This is a genomic window from Neorhizobium sp. T25_27 (assembly GCF_002968565.1).
In the GTDB taxonomy this organism is placed as follows: domain Bacteria; phylum Pseudomonadota; class Alphaproteobacteria; order Rhizobiales; family Rhizobiaceae; genus Neorhizobium; species Neorhizobium tomejilense.
Map to the genome: position 1 here is coordinate 1,094,387 of NZ_PVBJ01000001.1, position 18,486 is coordinate 1,112,872.

Here is an 18,486-nt window from a genome sequence, read left to right on the forward strand (position 1 = left end):
AAAAGGCCGGAGCAATCCGGCCTTTTTCTTGTTGATGACCGCTATTTCAGTGGCCGATGATCTCGTTGCGCAGCATCTGCCAGCTTTCCTTGTCGGTGGCGAGCAGCAGCCCGCCGTCGATATGGTGCGGCATGTAAGGGGAGCCGTCGAAGCGCGCCACGTAACCGCCAGCCTCCGTGCCGATCAGCGTGCCGGCCAGATGGTCCCAGGGCATCAGCTTGTTGTAGAGCACGAACTGCACATGGCCGCCGGCAAACGTGCGGTATTCATGGGCCGAACAACGATAGTTGGCGAAGAACCGGACCTTTGCGAGGTTGCCGAGAATCCGTTCCCGCTCGCCGCCGAAGAAATATCCGGGCGATGCCATGCCGATCATGGCTTCGATCGGCCGGGCGTCGGCGACCGAAAGCCGGATCGCCTCGCCGTCCGGCCGCCTCATGAACGCGCCGGCGCCCTTTTCCGCCATGACCCAGTCGTCGCCCATCGGATCGTAGATGATCCCGGCGACCGTCTCGCCCTTCCAGACGACGGAGGCCATGACGCCGAAGGCCGGGATGCCCGAGGCGAAGTTGAAGGTGCCGTCGACCGGATCGACGACCACCGCGAATTCCGCATCGACGAGCTTGGCGAGCAGGGACGGATCGGCCGCCACCGATTCCTCGCCGACGAAGAGCGCGCCGGGCGCAAAGGCTTCGAGCTCGCGGCGGATCATCCGCTCGGCGGCCTCGTCGGCCTCGGTTACGAGGTCGGACGGCTCGCTCTTCGAACGTACGTCGCCGCTGCCGAGCCGCCGGAAACGCGGCAGGATTTCCGCCTTGGCGGCAAGGCGCAGAAGATCGGCAAGCTTCGTGATGTCGAGCGGAAGGGTCATGACGTGGTCTCTTGGGGGATTGGTGCGGGAAGACGGGATTGGGGAGGAATTCAGAGACTTTGAGTGGCTTGCAGGCCGGAGAAATCGAAGAGTTTCGGATCGAGCAGGTGCGACGGGTTCACGTGCGCGAGCGCTCGCAGCATCGTATCCTTGCGGCCCGGCATGCGGGCCTCGATATCGGCAAGCATCGCCTTCATGGAATTGCGCTGCAGGCCATCCTGCGAGCCGCAGAGATCACATGGGATGATCGGGAACTGCATGGCGGCGGCGAATTTGGCCAGATCGTCCTCGGCGCAATAGGCAAGCGGCCTGAGCACCATCACGTCGCCCTCGTCGTTCAAGAGCTTTGCCGGCATGCCCGCGAGCCTGCCGCCATGGAAAAAGTTCATGAAAAAGGTTTCGAGTATGTCTTCCCGGTGATGGCCGAGCACCAGAGCATCGCAGCCCTCCTCGCGGGCGATCCGGTAGAGGTTGCCGCGCCGCAGCCTGGAACAGAGCGAACAATAGGTGGCGCCTTCCGGCACCTTTTCCTTCACGATCGAATAGGTATCGCGATATTCGATGCGGTGCTTCACGCCGATCGAGGCAAGGTATTCCGGCAATATATGCTTCGGGAAGTTCGGCTGGCCCTGGTCGAGATTGCAGGCAAGGAGTTCCACGGGCAGCAGGCCGCGCCATTGCAGGTCGAGAAGTACGGCGAGCAGAGAATAGGAATCCTTGCCGCCCGAGAGACCGACCAGCCAGCGTTTCTGGCCGTTCAGCATGCCAAAATCGTCGAAGGCCTGCCGCACCTGCCGGAGCAGGCGCTTGCGCAGCTTGTTGAACGAGACCGAGCTCGGCGCATCCCTAAAGAGCGCCGGCACGAGGCCATTTTCGACCTCGTCCAGCTCGTCGTCGATCTTGGCCGTCACGCCCATTGGTTTTCCTTTGAAACCGAAAAGCGGGCCATGCCCGCTTCTGGTGTTTGCCGTCAGGCGCCGAGAGCGGCTGCCACCGCATCGAGCGCCTCGTTGGCCTTGGCGCCATCGGGTCCACCGGCCTGGGCCATGTCCGGACGGCCGCCGCCGCCCTTGCCACCGAGTGCCACGGATGCGATGCGGACCAGATCAACGGCGCTGAAGCGCTCGACCAGATCCGGCGTGACCGCGACCACGGCGCTTGCCTTGCCGTCTTCCGAAACACCGATCAAGGTGACGACGCCGGAGCCGAGGCTCACCTTGCCTTCATCCGCCAGGCCCTTGAGGTCCTTGGCATCAATGCCGTCGAGCGCCTTGCCCATGAACTTGACGCCGCCGATCTCCTTGAAATCGCTGGCCGAACCACCCTGCCCGCCGCCCATCGCAAGCCGGCGCTTCGCATCCGCCAGCTCCTTCTCGAGCTTGCGGCGCTCGTCGATCAGCGCTTCGACGCGCGACACCAATTCCGCCGGCTGCACCTTCAAGGCGCTGGCGAGCGTTTTCACGCGCTCATCCTGCTCAGCGAGATAGGCCCGCGCAGCCTCGCCCGTCACCGCCTCGACGCGACGAACGCCGGCGCCGACCGCGCTTTCGCCGAGAACGCGGACAAGGCCGATATCGCCGGTCGCGTTGACATGCGTGCCGCCGCAGAGTTCGACCGAATAGGGCTTGCCGGCCTTCGGACCTTCGATCGCCTTGCCCATCGCAACGACACGAACTTCGTCGCCGTATTTTTCGCCAAACAGCGCCATGGCACCCTCGGCGATGGCGTCGTCGACGCTCATCAGCCGTGTCGTGACCGGTGCATTCTGCAGGATGATGGCATTTGCCATGTCCTCGACCTTCTGCAACTCCTCGGCCGACATTGGCTTGGGATGCGAGACGTCGAAACGCAGCCGCTCCGGCGCCACCAGCGAACCCTTCTGGGCCACGTGGGTGCCGAGCACTTCACGAAGCGCCTCATGCAGCAGATGGGTGGCCGAATGGTTGGAACGCAGGCGCGAGCGACGGACATGATCGACCGTCAGCGCCACCGCATCACCGACCTTCAACGTGCCTTCAGCGACGGTCGCGATGTGGACGAACAGGCCCTCGCCCTTCTTCTGGGTATCCGAGACATTCAGCTTGCCATTGTCGGTCGAGATTACGCCGGTATCGCCCATCTGGCCGCCGGATTCGCCATAGAACGGTGTCTGGTTGACGACGACCTGTACCTGTTCGCCGGCGGAGGCGCTATCGACAGCCTTGCCGTCGCGGACGATCGCCTGCACCACGCCTTCGGCCGTTTCAGTGTCGTAGCCGAGGAACTCGGTCGCGCCGTGCTTTTCCCTGAGCTCGAACCAGATCGTTTCCGTCGCCTTGTCGCCGGAACCGGTCCAGTGCGACCGGGCTTCCGCCTTCTGGCGCTGCATGGCGTCGGTGAAACCGGAAATATCGACGCCGATTTCGCGGGCGCGCAAAGCGTCCTGCGTCAGATCGAGCGGGAAACCGTAGGTGTCGTAGAGCTTGAAGGCGGTTTCGCCATCGAGCATATCGCCCTTGTGAAGCGTGTTCGTCGCGTCCGACAGCAGCGAAAGCCCGCGCTCCAGCGTCTTGCGAAAACGGTTTTCCTCGAGCTTCAGCGTTTCCGAAATCAGCGATTCCGCACGCACCAGTTCCGGATAGGCGCGGCCCATCTGCTGGATGAGCGCCGGCAGCAGTTTCCAGAGCAGCGGATCGCGGGCGCCGAGAAGCTGCGCGTGGCGCATGGCGCGGCGCATGATGCGGCGGAGCACATAACCGCGGCCTTCGTTCGAGGGCAGAACGCCGTCGGCGATCAGGAAGGCGGAGGAGCGCAGATGGTCAGCGATGACGCGGTGGCTGCCGCGGTGCTCGCCTTCCGCCTTGATGCCGGTCGCCTCTTCCGAGGCTGAGATCAGCGCGCGGAACAGGTCGATGTCGTAATTGTCGTGCTGGCCCTGCAGAACGGCTGCAACACGCTCCAGGCCCATGCCGGTGTCGATCGACGGGCGCGGCAGGTCGATCCGCTCTTCCTTCGTCACCTGCTCATACTGCATGAAGACGAGGTTCCAGATCTCGATGAACCGGTCGCCATCCTCTTCAGGCGAACCGGGAGGGCCTCCCCAGATATGGTCGCCATGGTCGTAGAAGATTTCCGAGCACGGGCCGCAGGGACCGGTATCGCCCATCGCCCAGAAATTGTCGCTGGTCGGAATGCGTATGATCTTGTCGTCCGAAAGACCGGCGATCTTCTTCCAGAGGTCGAAAGCTTCGTCGTCGGTGTGGTAGACGGTGACCAGGAGGCGCTTGGCGTCGAGGCCGAATTCCTTGGTGATCAGGTTCCAGGCAAGCTCGATCGCATTCGCCTTGAAATAGTCGCCGAACGAGAAATTGCCGAGCATCTCGAAGAAGGTGTGGTGACGAGCGGTATAACCGACATTGTCGAGGTCGTTATGCTTGCCACCGGCGCGAACGCATTTCTGTGCCGTCGTCGCGGTCGTATAGGGGCGTTTTTCAAGACCGGTGAACACGTTCTTGAACTGAACCATGCCGGCATTGGTGAACATCAGCGTCGGATCGTTGCGCGGCACCAGCGGACTGGAGGAGACGACCTCGTGTCCGTTCTTTCGGAAATAGTCGAGGAAGGTCGACCGGATTTCATTCACGCCGCTCATGCTACGCCCTTTTTACCGCCGGATGCGGTCCTATTATTCGAAAACCAAAGGCTTGTATCGCCGACACCCCCAACTGTCCAGCCGCCCCACCGCCTAACCGAACGAGAAACCGGCCGCACATCTTTCCATGCGCGACCGGTTCAAAAGCAATCAGCCGGAGAAAACTCCGAGTGCGGCGGGAAGGCTTACATATCTGCAGCCACGTCACCGTCGTCAGCGTCCGGGCCGCCATTCTGCAGGAAACGGTCGGCGATGAGGCCGGCATTCTGGCGGAGCGACGTCTCGATCTCGCGGGCGAGTTCCGGATTATCGCGCAGGAAGGTCTTGGCGTTCTCGCGGCCCTGGCCGAGGCGCTGGCTGTTATAGGAGAACCAGGCACCTGACTTCTCGACGATGCCGGCCTTGACGCCGAGATCGACCAGTTCGCCGGTCTTGGAAACGCCCTCGCCATACATGATGTCGAATTCGACCTGCTTGAAGGGAGGCGCCATCTTGTTCTTGACGACCTTGACGCGGGTCTGGTTGCCTACCACTTCCTCGCGTTCCTTGACCTGGCCGATGCGGCGGATGTCGAGGCGAACCGAGGCGTAGAATTTCAAGGCATTGCCGCCGGTGGTGGTTTCGGGGGAACCGAACATCACGCCGATCTTCATGCGGATCTGGTTGATGAAGATCACCATCGTATTCGACTTGGAGATCGAAGCGGTGAGCTTGCGCAGCGCCTGGCTCATCAGGCGTGCCTGGAGGCCCGGCAGGCTGTCGCCCATTTCGCCCTCGATTTCGGCGCGCGGCGTCAGTGCCGCAACCGAGTCGATAACGAGGACATCGACGGCACCGGAACGGACCAGCGTGTCGGTAATTTCAAGCGCCTGCTCGCCGGTATCCGGCTGCGAGATCAGAAGGTTCTGGAGATCGACGCCAAGCTTGCGGGCATAGACCGGGTCGAGCGCATGTTCGGCGTCGACGAAGGCGCAGATGCCGCCCTTCTTCTGGGCTTCGGCGATCGTCTGCAATGCAAGCGTCGTCTTGCCCGAGCTTTCCGGACCGTAGATTTCAACGATGCGGCCCTTCGGCAGGCCGCCAATACCGAGCGCGATATCGAGGCTGAGAGAGCCGGTGGAAACCGTCTCGATCTCGACAATGCTCTCGTTCGCACCGAGCTTCATGATCGATCCCTTACCGAAGGATCGTTCGATCTGCGACAATGCTGCTTCCAGCGCCTTGCTCTTGTCCACGCCTTTGTCCTCTACGAGCCGCAAACTATTCTGTGCCATCTGGTCCCACCTTTAGGTTATTGCCGCCGCGCACGCAATGAAGCAGCCGATAAAGGTGATGTACCTATTTTGTTCTCATTTGGCAAGGGTCGCTCAAGCGATTGAGTCAAAATAGATATTTCGATTTCGTTCTCATGATGTTCACGCCCGCCGGGGTGTGGAAAATTCCCGTTTGAAATCAAAGCTGCGCCGCAATTTGACGAGGAAATCGCGGCGTCTGAAATTTATGAGGGACAATCCGATTCTCACTCCGAATCGAGCATTTCCCGAACCGCCACGGCGAGCTGCTTCAGCGAGAAGGGCTTCGGCAGGAAGCCGAACTTGGCGTCGGCCGGCAGGTTGCGGGCAAACGCATCCTCGGCATAGCCCGAAACGAAGATGAACTTCATGTCCGGATAGATCTTGCGCAGCTCGGTCAAAAGCGTCGGGCCGTCCATTTCCGGCATGACGACGTCGGAGACGACGATATCCACCTTGCCCTGCAGCTCTTCCATGATGTCGAGCGCCTCGGTGCCGGAACCCGCCTCGTGCACGGTATAGCCACGGGTTTCCAGCATGCGCTTGCCGCCGCGGCGGACGGCCTCCTCGTCCTCGACGAGCAGGACCACCGCCGACTTTCCGGTGAGGTCGAGGTCGTCGGAAGCAGGCGTCGACACGACAGGCGCGATAGCGGCGGGCTGCGCCTGCGTACCGGTTGCGGTAACGTCCTGGACGACGACAGGCGTTTCGGGAATGTGGCGTGGGAGGAACATGCGGAAACTGGTGCCGCGTCCGACTTCCGATTCGGGATAGATATAGCCGCCGGACTGTTTGACGATGCCGTAGACCATCGAGAGGCCGAGGCCTGTGCCCTTGCCCACTTCCTTGGTGGTGAAGAACGGTTCGAAGATCTTGTCCATGATTTCGGGCGAAATGCCCGTGCCGGTGTCGGAAACCTCGACCATCACGAAATCTTCGGCCGGCAGATCCGCCTGGTTGAAACCGCCGGCATCCTCGGCGGATACATTGCGGGTCTTGATCAGGATCGTGCCGCCCTGGGGCATGGCATCGCGCGCGTTGACGCAGAGGTTGATCAGCACTTGCTCGAATTGCGACAGGTCGGTGCGCACCGGCCAGAGATCGCGGCCGTAATCCACTTCGAGCTTCACATTGGTGCCGGAGATCAGCCGGTCCACCAGCATGCGCAGGTCGCCGACGACGTCGGTCAGGTTCAGCACCGCCGGCCGCATGGTCTGCTTGCGCGAGAAGGCCAGCAGCTGGCGCACCAGCACGGCGGCGCGGTTGGCGTTGCGCTTGATCTCCATCAGATCGGCAAAGCTCGCATCGGAGGGGCGCGCCTGCAGCAGGAGGTGATCGGAGGACAAAAGGATCGCGGTCAGGACGTTGTTGAAGTCGTGGGCGATGCCGCCCGCCAGCGTGCCGACCGCATTGAGCTTCTGGGTCTGGGCCATCTGGGTTTCGAGCGCCTTCTGCTCGGTCGTCTCGACGGCATAGACGATCGCGGCCTCTTCCGGTGCCTCGTCGCTCTCGTCGATCACGGCGTTCACATAGAAGCGCACATAGCGGTTCTCGTCACCCGGGTGGCGCGAATCAATCGGGGCGATATCGCCCTGCCCGTCCTTGGCAGCGGCAATCGCCTGCATCAGATGCTGGCGTGAATTGTCGTGAACGATGCGGTCGAGTTCGATACCAGCATCCACATCGTCGCGGGAAACGACGCCGGCAAACAGTTTGAGGAACGGCGCATTGATGCGCAGTATCCTGCCCTCGCCATCGACGGAGGCGATCGCCATCGGCGTATTGTTGAAGAAGCGCGTGAAGCGCATCGCCGAAGCCGACTGGTCGCCCTCGCCGCCCTTTGGCCGTGCCAGCACGATGGTCCGGCTTTCGCCCGGCGCGCCGTCGCGGGTGGCGCTGACATTGTGCACCAGGCGCACGGGCAGGCTCTGGCCGTTGGCGCGGCGCAGGTCGAGATCAAGCGTTTCGGTGCGCTTCAGACCGGGTGCGGCCTGCACCGACTGGATCAGCGCCATGCCTTCGCCCGCCACCAGATCGGCGATCGTCACCGAGCGCGGCACGAACTTGGTCAGGTCGATGCCGAGCCATTCGGCAAGCGTGGCATTCAGGTAGAAGATTTCGCCCTTCTTGCCGGCGGAGAAGAACCCGGCGGGCGCGTGATCGAGATAGTCGATGGCGTTCTGCAGCTCGCGGAAGAACCGTTCCTGGTCGTCGCGTTCCGAGGTGATGTCGGTGATCTGCCAGATGTCGAGCTGGCCCTTGCGGCTGTCGGCGGGCGTCAGCAGTCGTGCCTTGAGACGGTACCAGTGGGCGCCGGAACCGTTTCCGGTCGTCCGTCCGATCGGCTGGAGAAGCCGGAACTCCTCATGGCCTTCGCGGCCTTCGCGCAGAGCCGTCGTCAGCCGGTAGAGCGCCTCGGTCGATTCGCGGGTCTTGGACAGAAGCGCTTCGAGCGACTGCACGTTGCTCGCCTTGGTCGCGCCGGTCATCCGGCCATAGGCGGCATTGGCGTAGAGAATACGGCCCTTGGCGTCGGTGATCAGAATGCCGTCGGGATGATTGGCGAGGAAACCGCGGGCCAGCTCGTCGGAACGCGACTGCGGCATGACCTCGACGAGGCCGATGATCGACGACACCAGGAAGAAGATGCCGACCATGGCGAGAATGCCGAGCAGGCCGAGCACCAGTTCATTGTCGAGCGCATGCTGAAACAGCACGAATCCGGCGGCCACGCCACAGAGAACGAGCGCCAGGAGGACGATACGGATGATGGTGCCGCCACGCGTCCCTTTTTCCACCAGGGGCGCCTCGTAGTTGCCGCTCTGCTGCAACTTCGTCATCAATTCCTCGCATTTCGACCGGCGCTGCGGCCATGAACATTCAGGGATCGGGAATCCCGCGATTCCTTATTAGCAAGTTGCAGGTTAAGCAAAAAGCTCTGCTTCGCCACAAAACCCGGGACAGTTTGGCGGAGTGACCTATCTTTGCTTTTCTACGCTGTTTTTCAGCGCGGGACAGTGACAGTTAGCAGCTTGCTTCGGTAGGAAAAAAGTCGTTTTTTACCGCGGCGTTCATATGAGGAGTAGCAAGAGATGTTCGAAGAGCTGATGGGCGCCTATGGAGGCCGCCTGGTGATCGCAGTCGTCGGCGTCGGCGTTGGGCTTCTCGTCCTGATCGGCGTGCTCTGGCTCATCCGCAGCCGTTCCGGCCCTTCGCCCTTCGTGCGCGGCGGCAAGAACCGCCAGCCGCGGCTTCAGGTCCTGGATGCGGCGGCCGTCGATGCAAGGCGTCGCCTGGTTCTGATCCGCCGCGACGGGGTCGAACACCTGATCATGATCGGCGGACCGACCGATATCGTCATCGAAAGCGGAATATCGACGGCGGCACATGCCATGCCGGCAACAGCGGCCAGCCGGTTCCAGCCGATGGACATGACGGTTCCCGCTCAGGCCGCAGCCGCCATGGAAGCCCGACCGGCTGCCGTTGCCGAACCACGCCCTGCCCCGATCCCACGTCCCGCGGCTCCGGAACCGCGTGTCGAGCCGGCTCGGGAAAGCGTCGTGCCGCCGCGAGACACGCCGCGCGCCGCTCCGCCGGCGGCTCCCACGACCGGACCGATACCGATGAGCGGTACACTGGCACCGCGGCCTGCATCGCCCGCCCCGGCAAACAACGCAGCAGCTCCCGAGCCGGCTGCCGCCCCCAGGATCGAACCGCCGGCCCGTCAGGCCCCGGAGGTAAAACCCGAACAGTTGCGGCCGATCGCGGCACTGGCAGCCGCTGCTGCACCTCCGCCGCCTCCGGCTCCTGCCCCAGCCCAGGTTCCGGCTTTCGACGACGCGGCCGACGTGCTCGACGCCGCCCGTGGGCGGGTCTTCCAGGAAGCACCCGAGCCGCGCGCCGTGCCGGTCAGCGCTGCGATCGTGCCGCCTGCCCTGCAATCGGCCGCCGACAAGCCGAAACAGCTCGGCAGCGACTTTGAACGGATTCTCGAAGAGGAAATGGCCAACAACCTTGCGGCCCGCGAGACCGCCGTCATCCCCCAGCCGAATCGGCAGATACAGCCGAGGAACCCCGGCGTCCCGCCGGTCACCGGCGCCACGCCGGAACCGAGCCTGCAGTCGGAAGTTGCCCGCATCTTCGGCGAGATGTCCGTCACCCGCGACAAGTGAGCGGGCACCCGCGACAAGTGAGCCGGCGCGAGGATTGAATTTTCCGCCAAGAAAAAAGGCACGGAAAACCGTGCCTTGAATTCGTTTTCGACTGATCGGGCGGATTATTCGTCCCGATAGACCTTTTCGCGGCGCTCGTGGCGTTCCTGTGCCTCGATCGACAGCGTGGCGATCGGACGAGCGTCGAGACGCTTGAGACCGATCGGTTCGCCCGTTTCCTCGCAGTAACCGTAGGTGCCATCTTCGATGCGCTGCAAGGCGGCATCGATTTTGGAAATCAGCTTGCGCTGGCGGTCACGGGCTCGAAGCTCGATAGCTCTGTCGGTTTCGGAGGAAGCCCGGTCGGCGAGATCCGGGTGGTTGGCGCTCTCTTCTGCCAGGTGACCCAGCGTTTCGCGCGCTTCTCTCAGGATATCGTTTTTCCAGGCGATAAGCTTTGCCCGGAAATACGCCTTCTGATTTGCATTCATGAACTCATCGTTTTCCGAGAGCACATAATTGCTAAGATCGATCTTCTCACTCAACGCGATTCTCCTGAAGAACATCTCATGCGGCGCTCTATATCCTATCCTCCCATCCGGATTCAAGCCTCGCGCTCAGTATTAAGGCTTTTTTAAAACTGTCATAAAAATCCGCTAAACGGCTATTTTTTAAGCTTTTATTCTGAATGTCCGAAACTCTTCTCCACAGGAGGCTGCACCGGGCCAGGCTATTTCAGAACATCTGCGGCAGTTGACGAGTCTCGTGCCGAAAGGCTACCCATCGCTTCCATCCTCTCACTAGCGGTGCCGGGCATGACGACGATCACTCCTCCTCCTTCCCGCATCTACCTGCTGCGCCATGCCAAATCCGGCTGGGCGGAGCCGGGACAGCACGATTTCGATCGCCCTCTCGACAATCAGGGTTTTGCGCAGGCCGAGATCGTTGCCGACAAGGCTGCCGATCGCAACTACAGGCCTGATATCCTTCTCGGTTCCACCGCCACGCGATGCCGCCAGACCGCCGAAGCGATCCGCCGCGCGATCAGCGAGGAGATCGAGCCTGTCTTCATCGACGAACTCTATAACGGCTCGCTCGGCACCTACCTTGCGATTCTTGGCGGACAGCGGGACAGCAACTCGGTCATGCTCGTCGGCCACAACCCGACCATGGAAGAAGTGCTGGAAGGGCTGATCGGCGCCGACCAGATGGTGGCGGCCATCCCCGGCGGCTATCCTCCTGCCGGCCTCGCCGTGCTCGACTATCGCGGTTTTGTCGCCGGCTCGGATGGAGCCTGGACACTGACCGACTTCCTGACGGCCTGAACTGGACCCAGGCGACGGCTTTGCGGCCTCGCACCGGCTTCCTATATAGGCGTAAACTCTGGACCCGGAACGACGCCTTGCCGCCTTCGCTTACCAGCTTCTCGGATGACGCGCGCATCGCGCTCGACAATCTCGCCGACCGTGCCTCGGGCCTCGTGCATCCGACGATCAGGCTCGGCGTGACCGGCCTGTCGCGGGCCGGCAAGACCGTGTTCATCTCGTCCCTCGTCCACAATCTCCTGAACGGGGGCCGGTTGCCGCTCTTCGAGGCGTTCCGGTCCGGCCGGATTTCCGCCGTGCGGCTCGAGCCGCAGCCGGATGATGCCATCCCGCGTTTCCAATACGAAGACCACATCCAGGCCTTGGTGCGCGACCGCATCTGGCCCGATTCGACCCGTGCGATCTCCGAACTGCGCATCACCCTCGACTACCAGAGCGCCAGCGGCTGGGGCCGGATGTTTTCGCGCGGCCGGCTGTCGATCGACATCGTCGACTATCCGGGCGAATGGCTGCTCGACCTGCCGCTGCTGGCGCAGGATTTTCGCACTTTCAGCGACAATACCGTAGCCCTTGCCGGAACCGGCATCCGCGAGGAATTGTCGCGGGAATGGCTCGCCCTCGCAAATGGCATAGATGCGGACGCCCCGGCTGACGAAATGACCGCGAGACGCTTGTCGGAAGCCTTTGCGGGCTACCTCAAGGCCTGCAAGGCGGACGAACGATCGCTTTCGACCCTGCCGCCCGGCCGTTTCCTGATGCCCGGCGATCTCGAAGGCTCGCCGGCGCTCACATTTGCGCCGCTGCCGAACATGTCCGAGACCAAAGCGCCGAAGGGCTCGCTGCGGGCGATGATGGAGCGCCGCTACGAGGCCTACAAGAACGTCGTGGTCAAGCCGTTCTTCCGCGAGCATTTTGCCCGGCTCGACCGCCAGATCGTGCTGATCGACGCGCTGCAGGCGATCAATCGCGGACCCGAAGCGGTGCAGGATCTCGAACGGGCGCTGACCGACGTGCTCGCCTGTTTCCGTCCCGGCCATAACAGCTTCTTCTCCTCCCTGATCGGCCGCCGGATCGAAAAGGTCCTGGTCGCGGCCACCAAGGCGGATCACCTGCATCACGAAAGCCATGACCGCCTGGAACGGCTCACCGGCCGCCTGGTCGATCGCGCCGTGCAGCGGATCGGCATGGCCGGCGCCGGCATCGATGTCATGGCGATCGCATCGGTGCGCGCCACCCGCGAGGCGACCGTCAAGGAAGACAATCATCTCCTGCCGGTCATCGTCGGCACGCCTATCTCCGGCGAGATGATCAATGGCGAACGTTTTGACGGAAACAAGAAAACTGCGATATTTCCCGGTGACTTGCCGGAAAATCCTGAAGCATTCTTTCAACAGCTGGATTCCATCCACGCGGAGCTTCCGGAGATCAATGTGGTGCGCTTTCGTCCGCCGGCGCTGGAAGAGGCGAATGGCGGCATGAAGCTCTCCGTGCCGCATATCCGGCTCGACCGCGCCATGCAGTTCCTGTTCGGAGATCGCCTCGCATGAGACAGCCCGAATCACCTCAGAACGGCAAGCGCCGCCCCGCATCTTTCTCGGTCGAAGAGGAAAGTGCTGCCCGAAACGAAACCTTGCCTGTCCCTCGCCGCATCCCGCGCAGCTTCGAGGACGGCGTTGTGGTGACGCCCGACGAACAGGATCCGTTCGTGACGCCGCCCGACCTCGCCGCAGAAGCCATCCCGGTCGCCGAGCCCCGGGCCCGCAAGAAATTCTCGTTCGTCAACCTGGCGACGGCCGCTTTCGGCACCTTCCTGTCGCTCGCCTTCGGCCTGTGGGCCGACAGCGTCATCCGCGACCTGTTCAGCCGAGCCGACTGGCTGGGATATGCAGCGCTTACCGCGCTTGCCATCGGGCTTGTCGCCGTCGCCGTGATCGTCGGCCGCGAAATCTTCGGCATGATGCGGCTTTCCGCCGTCCAGACCCTCAAGGCTCAAGCGGAAGAGGCAGCCCTTTCCCCTCGCCCTGCAGCTGCCCGCACCGTCGTCGCCGCACTCACCAAGATCCTCAGTCACCGGGCAGAGACCGCCAAGGGGCGCGCCAACCTCGACGCGACGAAAGACGAGATCATCGACGGCCCGCAACTCATCGAACTGGCCGAACGGGAACTCCTGGCGCCGCTCGACCGCAAGGCCCGCGCGCTCATCCTCGGATCGTCCAAACGTGTCTCGATCGTCACCGCCGTCAGCCCGCGCGCCATCGTCGATCTCGCCTATGTGCTTTTCGAAGTGACGCGACTGATTCGCGCCATGGCCGAGCTTTACGGCGGCAGGCCGGGCACGCTTGGGCTCATGAGGCTGATGCGGGACGTCATCGCCCATCTCGCCGTGACCGGTTCGATCGCCGTCGGCGACGGTGTCGCGCAACAGCTTCTGGGACACGGCCTCGCCTCGAAACTGTCCAAGCGTTTGGGCGAAGGCGTGATCAATGGCCTGCTGACCGCGCGAATCGGCATCGCCGCTATGGATCTCTGCCGGCCGCTGCCCTTCCGGGCGGTCAAAAGGCCCGGGATCGGCGATTTCATCTCGGATATCGCGACCGTCGGCGGGCGAAAAGATGAACAATAGGGTGTCCGACCATGGCTCAAACCCGGCCATCGTCACCACTCGTTAACCATTCCACCCTAAATTACGGGACACTTAAAGTTGCTGCTCGTCAGGGGAAAGTTCATGTATTCGCGCTTCTTTTCGCTTCTTGGCGGGTTCGCCATTCTGACTGTCGCGGCCACCTCCGCCGTGGCGCCGCAGGCCGAGGCCGCTCCACGTGACAAGGCTTTCTTCCAGTCGGTCGCGGGCGTCTGGAAAGGCCCTGGCGAAATCGTCGCCGGCAAGTACAAGGGCACCAAATTCAGCTGCAACCTCACGGGCGCTTCCGTTCCGGACAGCAATGTCGGCATCAAGCTCGATGGAACCTGCCGCGTTGGCGTGTTTCAGCAGCCGATGTCGGCAACGATTACCCAGAGCGGCCGAGGTTACACCGGCAAGTTCCTGGACGGCGCCGAGGGCAAGGGGCTCGACATCATTTCCGGTTCGGTCAGCGGCGACAAGGTCGTCATGGGCATCAACCGCAATCAGCTCAACGGCGCGATGGTCGCGAGCCTGCGCGGCGAGAACAAGATGAACATCACCATCTCGATCAAGGTCGAAGACCAGATGGTTCCGGTGATCGGGCTCAGCCTCGACCGCGACATGGATTCGATCGCCGTCGGCTCGATCCAACAATAAGACACCAAGGGGCGCCTCAGGCGCCCTGCCACCAGTCCTGGCTGTCCCGCGCGACCTTGATGCCGGCAGTATCGGCTCCACCAAGCCAGTCGCGCACTTTCCTTCCCTTCACCAGAAGATCCGGGGCGATGTCGGCAAGTGGCATCATCACGAAGCCGCGGTCGGTCATGCGCGGATGCGGCACTTCCAGTTTTTCGCGTCTCTGCTCCCGCGTGCCATAGGTCAGGATGTCGATATCGATGGTGCGCGGTCCCCAGCGCTCCAGGCGAACGCGCTTCATGCCGCGCTCTATCGACAGGCAGACGTCCAGCAGGTCCTCCGGCTCCAATGAAGTCTCCACCAGAACACAGCAGTTGAAGAAATCTGCCTGGTCGGTCTTGCCCCAGGGCGGGGTTGAATAGAGTTTCGAGACGGCGAGAACCCGGCAGTCGTCGCGCCCATCGAGCTGCCTGAGCGCCTCGGCCATGGACGACGGCGGATCGCCGATATTGCCGCCGAGCCCGAGAGCCGCGACCTCGAACGTCTTTTCAGGCGAAATGCTCAACACGCACCTCCGCATAATCGAGGATGCCGGGGATCGGCACGCTCGGCTTGCGCACGGCGATCTCTGCCCGGCGGATCTGCGGCGACCATGCGCAGAGCGCCTTGGCGATGTCCTTGGCGAGCGTCTCGATGAGGTTGCGGCGGTGGCCGGTCACCACCTTCTCGACGATTTCGTAGGCGATGCCGTAATGCACCGTGCTCGCGACATCGTCGTTTTCGAGTGCCTCGTCCGCCTCGACGTCCATGATGACGTCGATGAAGAAACGCTGGCCGAGCGTGGCCTCCTGCTCGAAAGCGCCATGCTTGGCGTAGAACGCACAGTTCTTCAGCGTGATCGTGTAGATCGCCATCAAAGGCCCTCTCTAGCGTTGTAAGCGGAGGCTGCGGCGAGAACCGCGTCGGCCATCGCCAGCGCATCGCGGTTGGCGGCAACGTTGTGGACGCGAAAGATCGAAGCCCCGGCAAGGCGCAGGATCGCCGTGGTCGCGGCAGTGCCGACGTCACGCTCGTTCGCTTTTTCCCGTCCCGTCAGGGCGCCGATGAACCGCTTGCGCGAGGTGCCGGCGAGCAGCGGAAAATCGAGCCTATGCAGTTCGGCAAAACGCGCCATCAATTCCACGTCGTCGTCACGGTCCTTGGCAAAGCCGAAGCCAGGATCAAGCACGATCGCCTCGTCGGAAATGCCGGCGCTGCGCGCGATCTCGAGAGACTGCCGCAGGAAAAACTCCTGGTCGGCGATGCGATCGGGCCGCTTTTCCTGCTCGCGCCCGCGGCCGGTATGCATGATGCAGACCCCGGCAGATGTTTGAGCCGCAACGGTCGCGATCTCCGGCTCGCGCTGCAGGCCATGGACGTCGTTGATGATATGGGCACCCGCCGCCATCGCCAGGCGGGCGGTTTCGGCGCGGTAGGTATCGATCGAGATCAGCGCATCGGTCTCCGCGGCGAGTTTTTCAATCACCGGCAGGACGCGGTCCTGCTCTTCCGCCGCGGTCACATCGGCGGCGCCGGGCCTGGTCGACTCACCGCCGATATCGAGGATGGTGGCGCCGTCGCGGATGCAGGAAACGGCGTGAGCAACCGCGGCATCGATGTTTGCGTAGCTTCCGCCGTCGGAAAAGGAATCGGGGGTGATGTTGATGATCGCCATAATCTGGCCTTGGCGACCGAGTTCGAGGACACGGCCCCGCCCGACACGCCAGGTGCTGTTGCGCTGCGATATCACCGGCCGGCCGTCTTTCGAAGGGTAACGCAAAATTTGATGCCTTTGTGTTGCGCTCAGGCTGGCTATGCCCCAAGGTCCCCATAAGTTCAACGTCGCAGGCCATAGAATGTTCTCCATGCGCAGAGTCCGCCGGTTTTTCGGTGTCTTTCTTCTCCTCTGCACGATCCCTGCGACGGCCATGGCAGAACCGATCATCAACAAGACCTATTCCTATTTCCGGATCGGCGGCCGCACGGCCGAGGACCTCGACAAGGAACTGGAAAACCGCGGCCCTCTCACCCGCAGCACCGGCCATCGCCATCCCGGCGCCACCGAAATCAAGTTCGGCGGCGACGTCACCTATGTGGAAAAGGGCGGGCGCTGCTCGGTCGGCGGGGCGCGCGTAACACTCCGAACCCACATCATCCTGCCGCGCTGGGGCAATCGCGGCCGTGCCACCGCCGATCTCGGCTTCATCTGGGATACCCTGTCGAAGGACATCAAGCGCCACGAGGAGCGGCATGCGGAAATCGCCCGCAACCACGCGCGCCAGCTCGAACGGGAACTGCTTGGCCTCCCCGCCAACAGAACCTGCGATGCGCTGGAAAGACAGGTGGCGGAGACGACCCGCCGTGTTCTTGAGGCGCATGACCGGGAGCAGCTGCGGTTCGACCAGATCGAGGCGGCCAATTTCGACTCGCGGATGATTCGGCTGCTGCAGTATCGCCTGAAGCGATCCGGCAATTGATCCGCTTTTTGGCGTGAATCAGCCCGACCAATCGCATCCAGGCTTTTGCGGAGCTTGCGCCATCCCTCGTCAATAACGGGTGATTTATGGTGATAGTCTAAAATAGGAATCTCGGATACAACCTAAGACATAGCTTACCTACCAACGCTTCGAAAAACGAGGCACATGAGGTAGATAGCCGCAGGATCAGCGTACCTTTCCGGTTTTCGAACCGACGTGTCGGACGCGGTTGTTTCAGGTGTTCCTGAGTTTGGTTTCCGGTGTTTTAGTTCTCCTGGCGCGTCTTCAAGCCGCAGGTGGTTCCTCCCTCCCCTGCTGGTGATGCGCCCGCCTGGCCTCGCTTGCCGCTTTTGCGGAGCGAGGCTTTTTTTTGCCCAGAAACATCTGAGACAGGCGTGTCGGCAGAGCGACGATCAGGCCGCGATCAGGCTTGACGCTCGGGTACGTTGACCACGAGCCCGTCGAGATCCGCTTTGATCTTGATCTGACAGGAAAGGCGCGAGGTCGGCTTCACCTCGAAGGCGAAGTCGAGCATGTCTTCCTCCATGGGAGCCGGCGGGCCGACCTTTTCGGTCCAGGCCTCGTCGACATAGACATGACAGGTGGCGCAGGCGCAGGCACCGCCGCATTCGGCCTCGATGCCGGGAACGGAATTGCGAACCGCATTCTCCATAACCGTGGAGCCCGGCTCGGCTTCGATATCGAAGCGCGTTCCGTCAAAGGCAACGATGGTCAGTTTCGTCATGATAGGGAAATCCGGGATGTTGAAGGGTCAGGGCACACTATTTAAGGGCGCTGTCTTCCGATAAAACCCCCGCGCAGTCAACATTTTCGGGCGCCGCCGGCTGTTCAATCGGCGCCCTTGCGTACCGATTCGGCGAATCGCTCAGCGGCAGAGCTTGTTGATGAAGTTTTCGGCCTCGACGACGGCGGCAGCGACCGCGGCCCGCAACGAGGCGTCGGAGGCGTTGTCTTCAAGACGCTCGGCAGCGGTCGAAACCTTGAAGGCGCCGACGGCGCTGGCGGCACCCTTCAGGCGGTGCGCGGCTGCGACGACATAGGCGCTGTCGGCGCTTGCGATGTCATGCAGTGCGCGGCGTGCCTGGCGCGCGAACATCTGGAGCACTTCGATTTCGAGGGTCTTGTCGCCCATGGTCTGTGTCGCGAGATGAACGAGATCGATCGGACGGGACTGGGAAGGGCAACCACCCCTCAGCGTTTCTGGAGCTTCGAACGCGATACTGACCGCTGCCATTGCCATGAACCTGTTTTCCCTGTTGCTCTTCTGATAATGTCCCGAATTGTGCGGGCCAATCGGAGCTATCCCGTTAAATTCCGGCACAATCTGGGCCGGTTTCTTCCCATATGGTTAATTTCTGCTAAGCTCCCGGGATTTTAGGAGTTTTGCATCTTCGTATGGTTTAAATTCTGTTAACAACAT

Annotated in this window: 17 protein-coding genes; 6 read left to right on the forward strand and 11 right to left on the reverse strand. The window is 62.3% G+C overall.

Going from position 1 to position 18,486, the window contains the following annotated elements:
• Positions 1 to 46: 46 nt before the first annotated feature.
• From C5J24_RS05485 to cckA, 5 genes are all read right to left on the reverse strand, one after another.
• Complete coding sequence (locus C5J24_RS05485) at positions 47 to 871, reverse strand: inositol monophosphatase family protein (protein WP_105416159.1); 825 nt, start codon at positions 869 to 871, stop codon at positions 47 to 49.
• Between the two features lie 50 nt (positions 872 to 921).
• Positions 922 to 1,788, reverse strand: coding sequence for a tRNA 2-thiocytidine(32) synthetase TtcA (gene ttcA / locus C5J24_RS05490; RefSeq protein WP_105401353.1), 867 nt, complete (start codon positions 1,786 to 1,788; stop codon positions 922 to 924).
• 53 nt (positions 1,789 to 1,841) lie between these two features.
• Positions 1,842 to 4,502 carry an alanine--tRNA ligase gene (gene alaS / locus C5J24_RS05495; RefSeq protein ID WP_105416161.1) on the reverse strand — a complete coding sequence of 887 codons (2,661 nt, stop codon included), beginning with the start codon at positions 4,500 to 4,502 and terminating at the stop codon, positions 1,842 to 1,844.
• 185 nt (positions 4,503 to 4,687) lie between these two features.
• A complete protein-coding gene (gene recA, locus C5J24_RS05500; protein ID WP_105401351.1) occupies positions 4,688 to 5,776 on the reverse strand; it encodes a recombinase RecA in 1,089 nt (362 codons plus the stop codon).
• A gap of 245 nt (positions 5,777 to 6,021) precedes the next feature.
• The gene (gene cckA, locus C5J24_RS05505; protein ID WP_105416163.1) at positions 6,022 to 8,634 is read right to left on the reverse strand and encodes a cell cycle histidine kinase CckA; all 2,613 of its coding nucleotides are present in this window, start codon (positions 8,632 to 8,634) and stop codon (positions 6,022 to 6,024) included.
• Positions 8,635 to 8,886: 252 nt separating this feature from the next.
• Here cckA and C5J24_RS05510 point away from each other — a divergent pair, with 252 nt between their 5' ends.
• Positions 8,887 to 9,966 carry a flagellar biosynthetic protein FliO gene (locus C5J24_RS05510; protein ID WP_105416165.1) on the forward strand — a complete coding sequence of 360 codons (1,080 nt, stop codon included), beginning with the start codon at positions 8,887 to 8,889 and terminating at the stop codon, positions 9,964 to 9,966.
• A gap of 104 nt (positions 9,967 to 10,070) precedes the next feature.
• Here C5J24_RS05510 and dksA read toward each other — a convergent pair whose 3' ends face one another.
• Complete coding sequence (dksA, locus tag C5J24_RS05515) at positions 10,071 to 10,490, reverse strand: RNA polymerase-binding protein DksA (protein WP_007771163.1); 420 nt, start codon at positions 10,488 to 10,490, stop codon at positions 10,071 to 10,073.
• 270 nt (positions 10,491 to 10,760) lie between these two features.
• Between dksA and C5J24_RS05520 the strand changes: the two genes are divergently transcribed.
• The 4 genes from C5J24_RS05520 to C5J24_RS05535 all read left to right on the forward strand — a co-directional run bounded on the left by C5J24_RS05520 (position 10,761) and on the right by C5J24_RS05535 (position 14,550).
• Complete coding sequence (locus C5J24_RS05520; RefSeq protein WP_105416681.1) at positions 10,761 to 11,270, forward strand: histidine phosphatase family protein; 510 nt, start codon at positions 10,761 to 10,763, stop codon at positions 11,268 to 11,270.
• A gap of 77 nt (positions 11,271 to 11,347) precedes the next feature.
• Positions 11,348 to 12,817 carry a YcjX family protein gene (locus tag C5J24_RS05525; RefSeq protein WP_105416167.1) on the forward strand — a complete coding sequence of 490 codons (1,470 nt, stop codon included), beginning with the start codon at positions 11,348 to 11,350 and terminating at the stop codon, positions 12,815 to 12,817.
• The gene (locus C5J24_RS05530) at positions 12,814 to 13,893 is read left to right on the forward strand and encodes a YcjF family protein (RefSeq protein WP_105416169.1); all 1,080 of its coding nucleotides are present in this window, start codon (positions 12,814 to 12,816) and stop codon (positions 13,891 to 13,893) included. Before C5J24_RS05525 ends, C5J24_RS05530 begins: the two co-directional genes overlap by 4 nt.
• A gap of 102 nt (positions 13,894 to 13,995) precedes the next feature.
• Positions 13,996 to 14,550: a hypothetical protein gene (locus C5J24_RS05535; protein WP_046667140.1), complete on the forward strand. Its 555-nt coding sequence runs from the start codon at positions 13,996 to 13,998 to the stop codon at positions 14,548 to 14,550.
• A gap of 16 nt (positions 14,551 to 14,566) precedes the next feature.
• On the opposite strand, the gene folK is transcribed toward C5J24_RS05535, so the two are convergent.
• The 3 genes from folK to folP are packed head-to-tail and all read right to left on the reverse strand — an operon-like array spanning position 14,567 to position 16,243.
• Positions 14,567 to 15,094 carry a 2-amino-4-hydroxy-6-hydroxymethyldihydropteridine diphosphokinase gene (gene folK / locus C5J24_RS05540; protein ID WP_256427125.1) on the reverse strand — a complete coding sequence of 176 codons (528 nt, stop codon included), beginning with the start codon at positions 15,092 to 15,094 and terminating at the stop codon, positions 14,567 to 14,569.
• Positions 15,078 to 15,443, reverse strand: a complete 366-nt coding sequence (gene folB, locus C5J24_RS05545; protein ID WP_105416173.1) for a dihydroneopterin aldolase — start codon at positions 15,441 to 15,443, stop codon at positions 15,078 to 15,080. The genes folK and folB overlap by 17 nt, the downstream gene beginning before the upstream one ends.
• Positions 15,443 to 16,243: a dihydropteroate synthase gene (folP, locus tag C5J24_RS05550; protein ID WP_371673836.1), complete on the reverse strand. Its 801-nt coding sequence runs from the start codon at positions 16,241 to 16,243 to the stop codon at positions 15,443 to 15,445. The genes folB and folP overlap by 1 nt, the downstream gene beginning before the upstream one ends.
• A 253-nt stretch (positions 16,244 to 16,496) precedes the next feature.
• On the opposite strand from folP, the gene C5J24_RS05555 reads away from it, so the two are divergent.
• Entirely contained in the window at positions 16,497 to 17,045 is a 549-nt protein-coding gene (locus C5J24_RS05555; RefSeq protein WP_371673838.1) for a DUF922 domain-containing Zn-dependent protease, read from the forward strand.
• A 424-nt stretch (positions 17,046 to 17,469) separates the two neighbouring features.
• Here the strand turns inward: C5J24_RS05555 and C5J24_RS05560 are convergent, their stop codons facing one another.
• On the reverse strand, positions 17,470 to 17,790 hold the full coding sequence (locus C5J24_RS05560; RefSeq protein WP_046638420.1) for a 2Fe-2S iron-sulfur cluster-binding protein: 321 nt from the start codon (positions 17,788 to 17,790) through the stop codon (positions 17,470 to 17,472).
• 141 nt (positions 17,791 to 17,931) lie between these two features.
• Positions 17,932 to 18,300 carry an Hpt domain-containing protein gene (locus C5J24_RS05565; protein ID WP_046667178.1) on the reverse strand — a complete coding sequence of 123 codons (369 nt, stop codon included), beginning with the start codon at positions 18,298 to 18,300 and terminating at the stop codon, positions 17,932 to 17,934.
• Between the last annotated feature and the right edge of the window lie 186 nt (positions 18,301 to 18,486).

Coding starts and splice junctions, on each gene's coding strand:
- C5J24_RS05485 (WP_105416159.1), bottom strand. CDS start 871: ATGACCCTTCCGCTCGACATCACGAAGCTTGCCGATCTTCTGCGCCTT.
- ttcA (WP_105401353.1), bottom strand. CDS start 1,788: ATGGGCGTGACGGCCAAGATCGACGACGAGCTGGACGAGGTCGAAAAT.
- alaS (WP_105416161.1), bottom strand. CDS start 4,502: ATGAGCGGCGTGAATGAAATCCGGTCGACCTTCCTCGACTATTTCCGA.
- recA (WP_105401351.1), bottom strand. CDS start 5,776: ATGGCACAGAATAGTTTGCGGCTCGTAGAGGACAAAGGCGTGGACAAG.
- cckA (WP_105416163.1), bottom strand. CDS start 8,634: ATGACGAAGTTGCAGCAGAGCGGCAACTACGAGGCGCCCCTGGTGGAA.
- C5J24_RS05510 (WP_105416165.1), top strand. CDS start 8,887: ATGTTCGAAGAGCTGATGGGCGCCTATGGAGGCCGCCTGGTGATCGCA.
- C5J24_RS05520 (WP_105416681.1), top strand. CDS start 10,761: ATGACGACGATCACTCCTCCTCCTTCCCGCATCTACCTGCTGCGCCAT.
- C5J24_RS05530 (WP_105416169.1), top strand. CDS start 12,814: ATGAGACAGCCCGAATCACCTCAGAACGGCAAGCGCCGCCCCGCATCT.
- C5J24_RS05535 (WP_046667140.1), top strand. CDS start 13,996: ATGTATTCGCGCTTCTTTTCGCTTCTTGGCGGGTTCGCCATTCTGACT.
- folB (WP_105416173.1), bottom strand. CDS start 15,443: ATGGCGATCTACACGATCACGCTGAAGAACTGTGCGTTCTACGCCAAG.
- folP (WP_371673836.1), bottom strand. CDS start 16,243: ATGGCGATCATCAACATCACCCCCGATTCCTTTTCCGACGGCGGAAGC.
- C5J24_RS05555 (WP_371673838.1), top strand. CDS start 16,497: ATGGCAGAACCGATCATCAACAAGACCTATTCCTATTTCCGGATCGGC.
- C5J24_RS05560 (WP_046638420.1), bottom strand. CDS start 17,790: ATGACGAAACTGACCATCGTTGCCTTTGACGGAACGCGCTTCGATATC.
- C5J24_RS05565 (WP_046667178.1), bottom strand. CDS start 18,300: ATGGCAGCGGTCAGTATCGCGTTCGAAGCTCCAGAAACGCTGAGGGGT.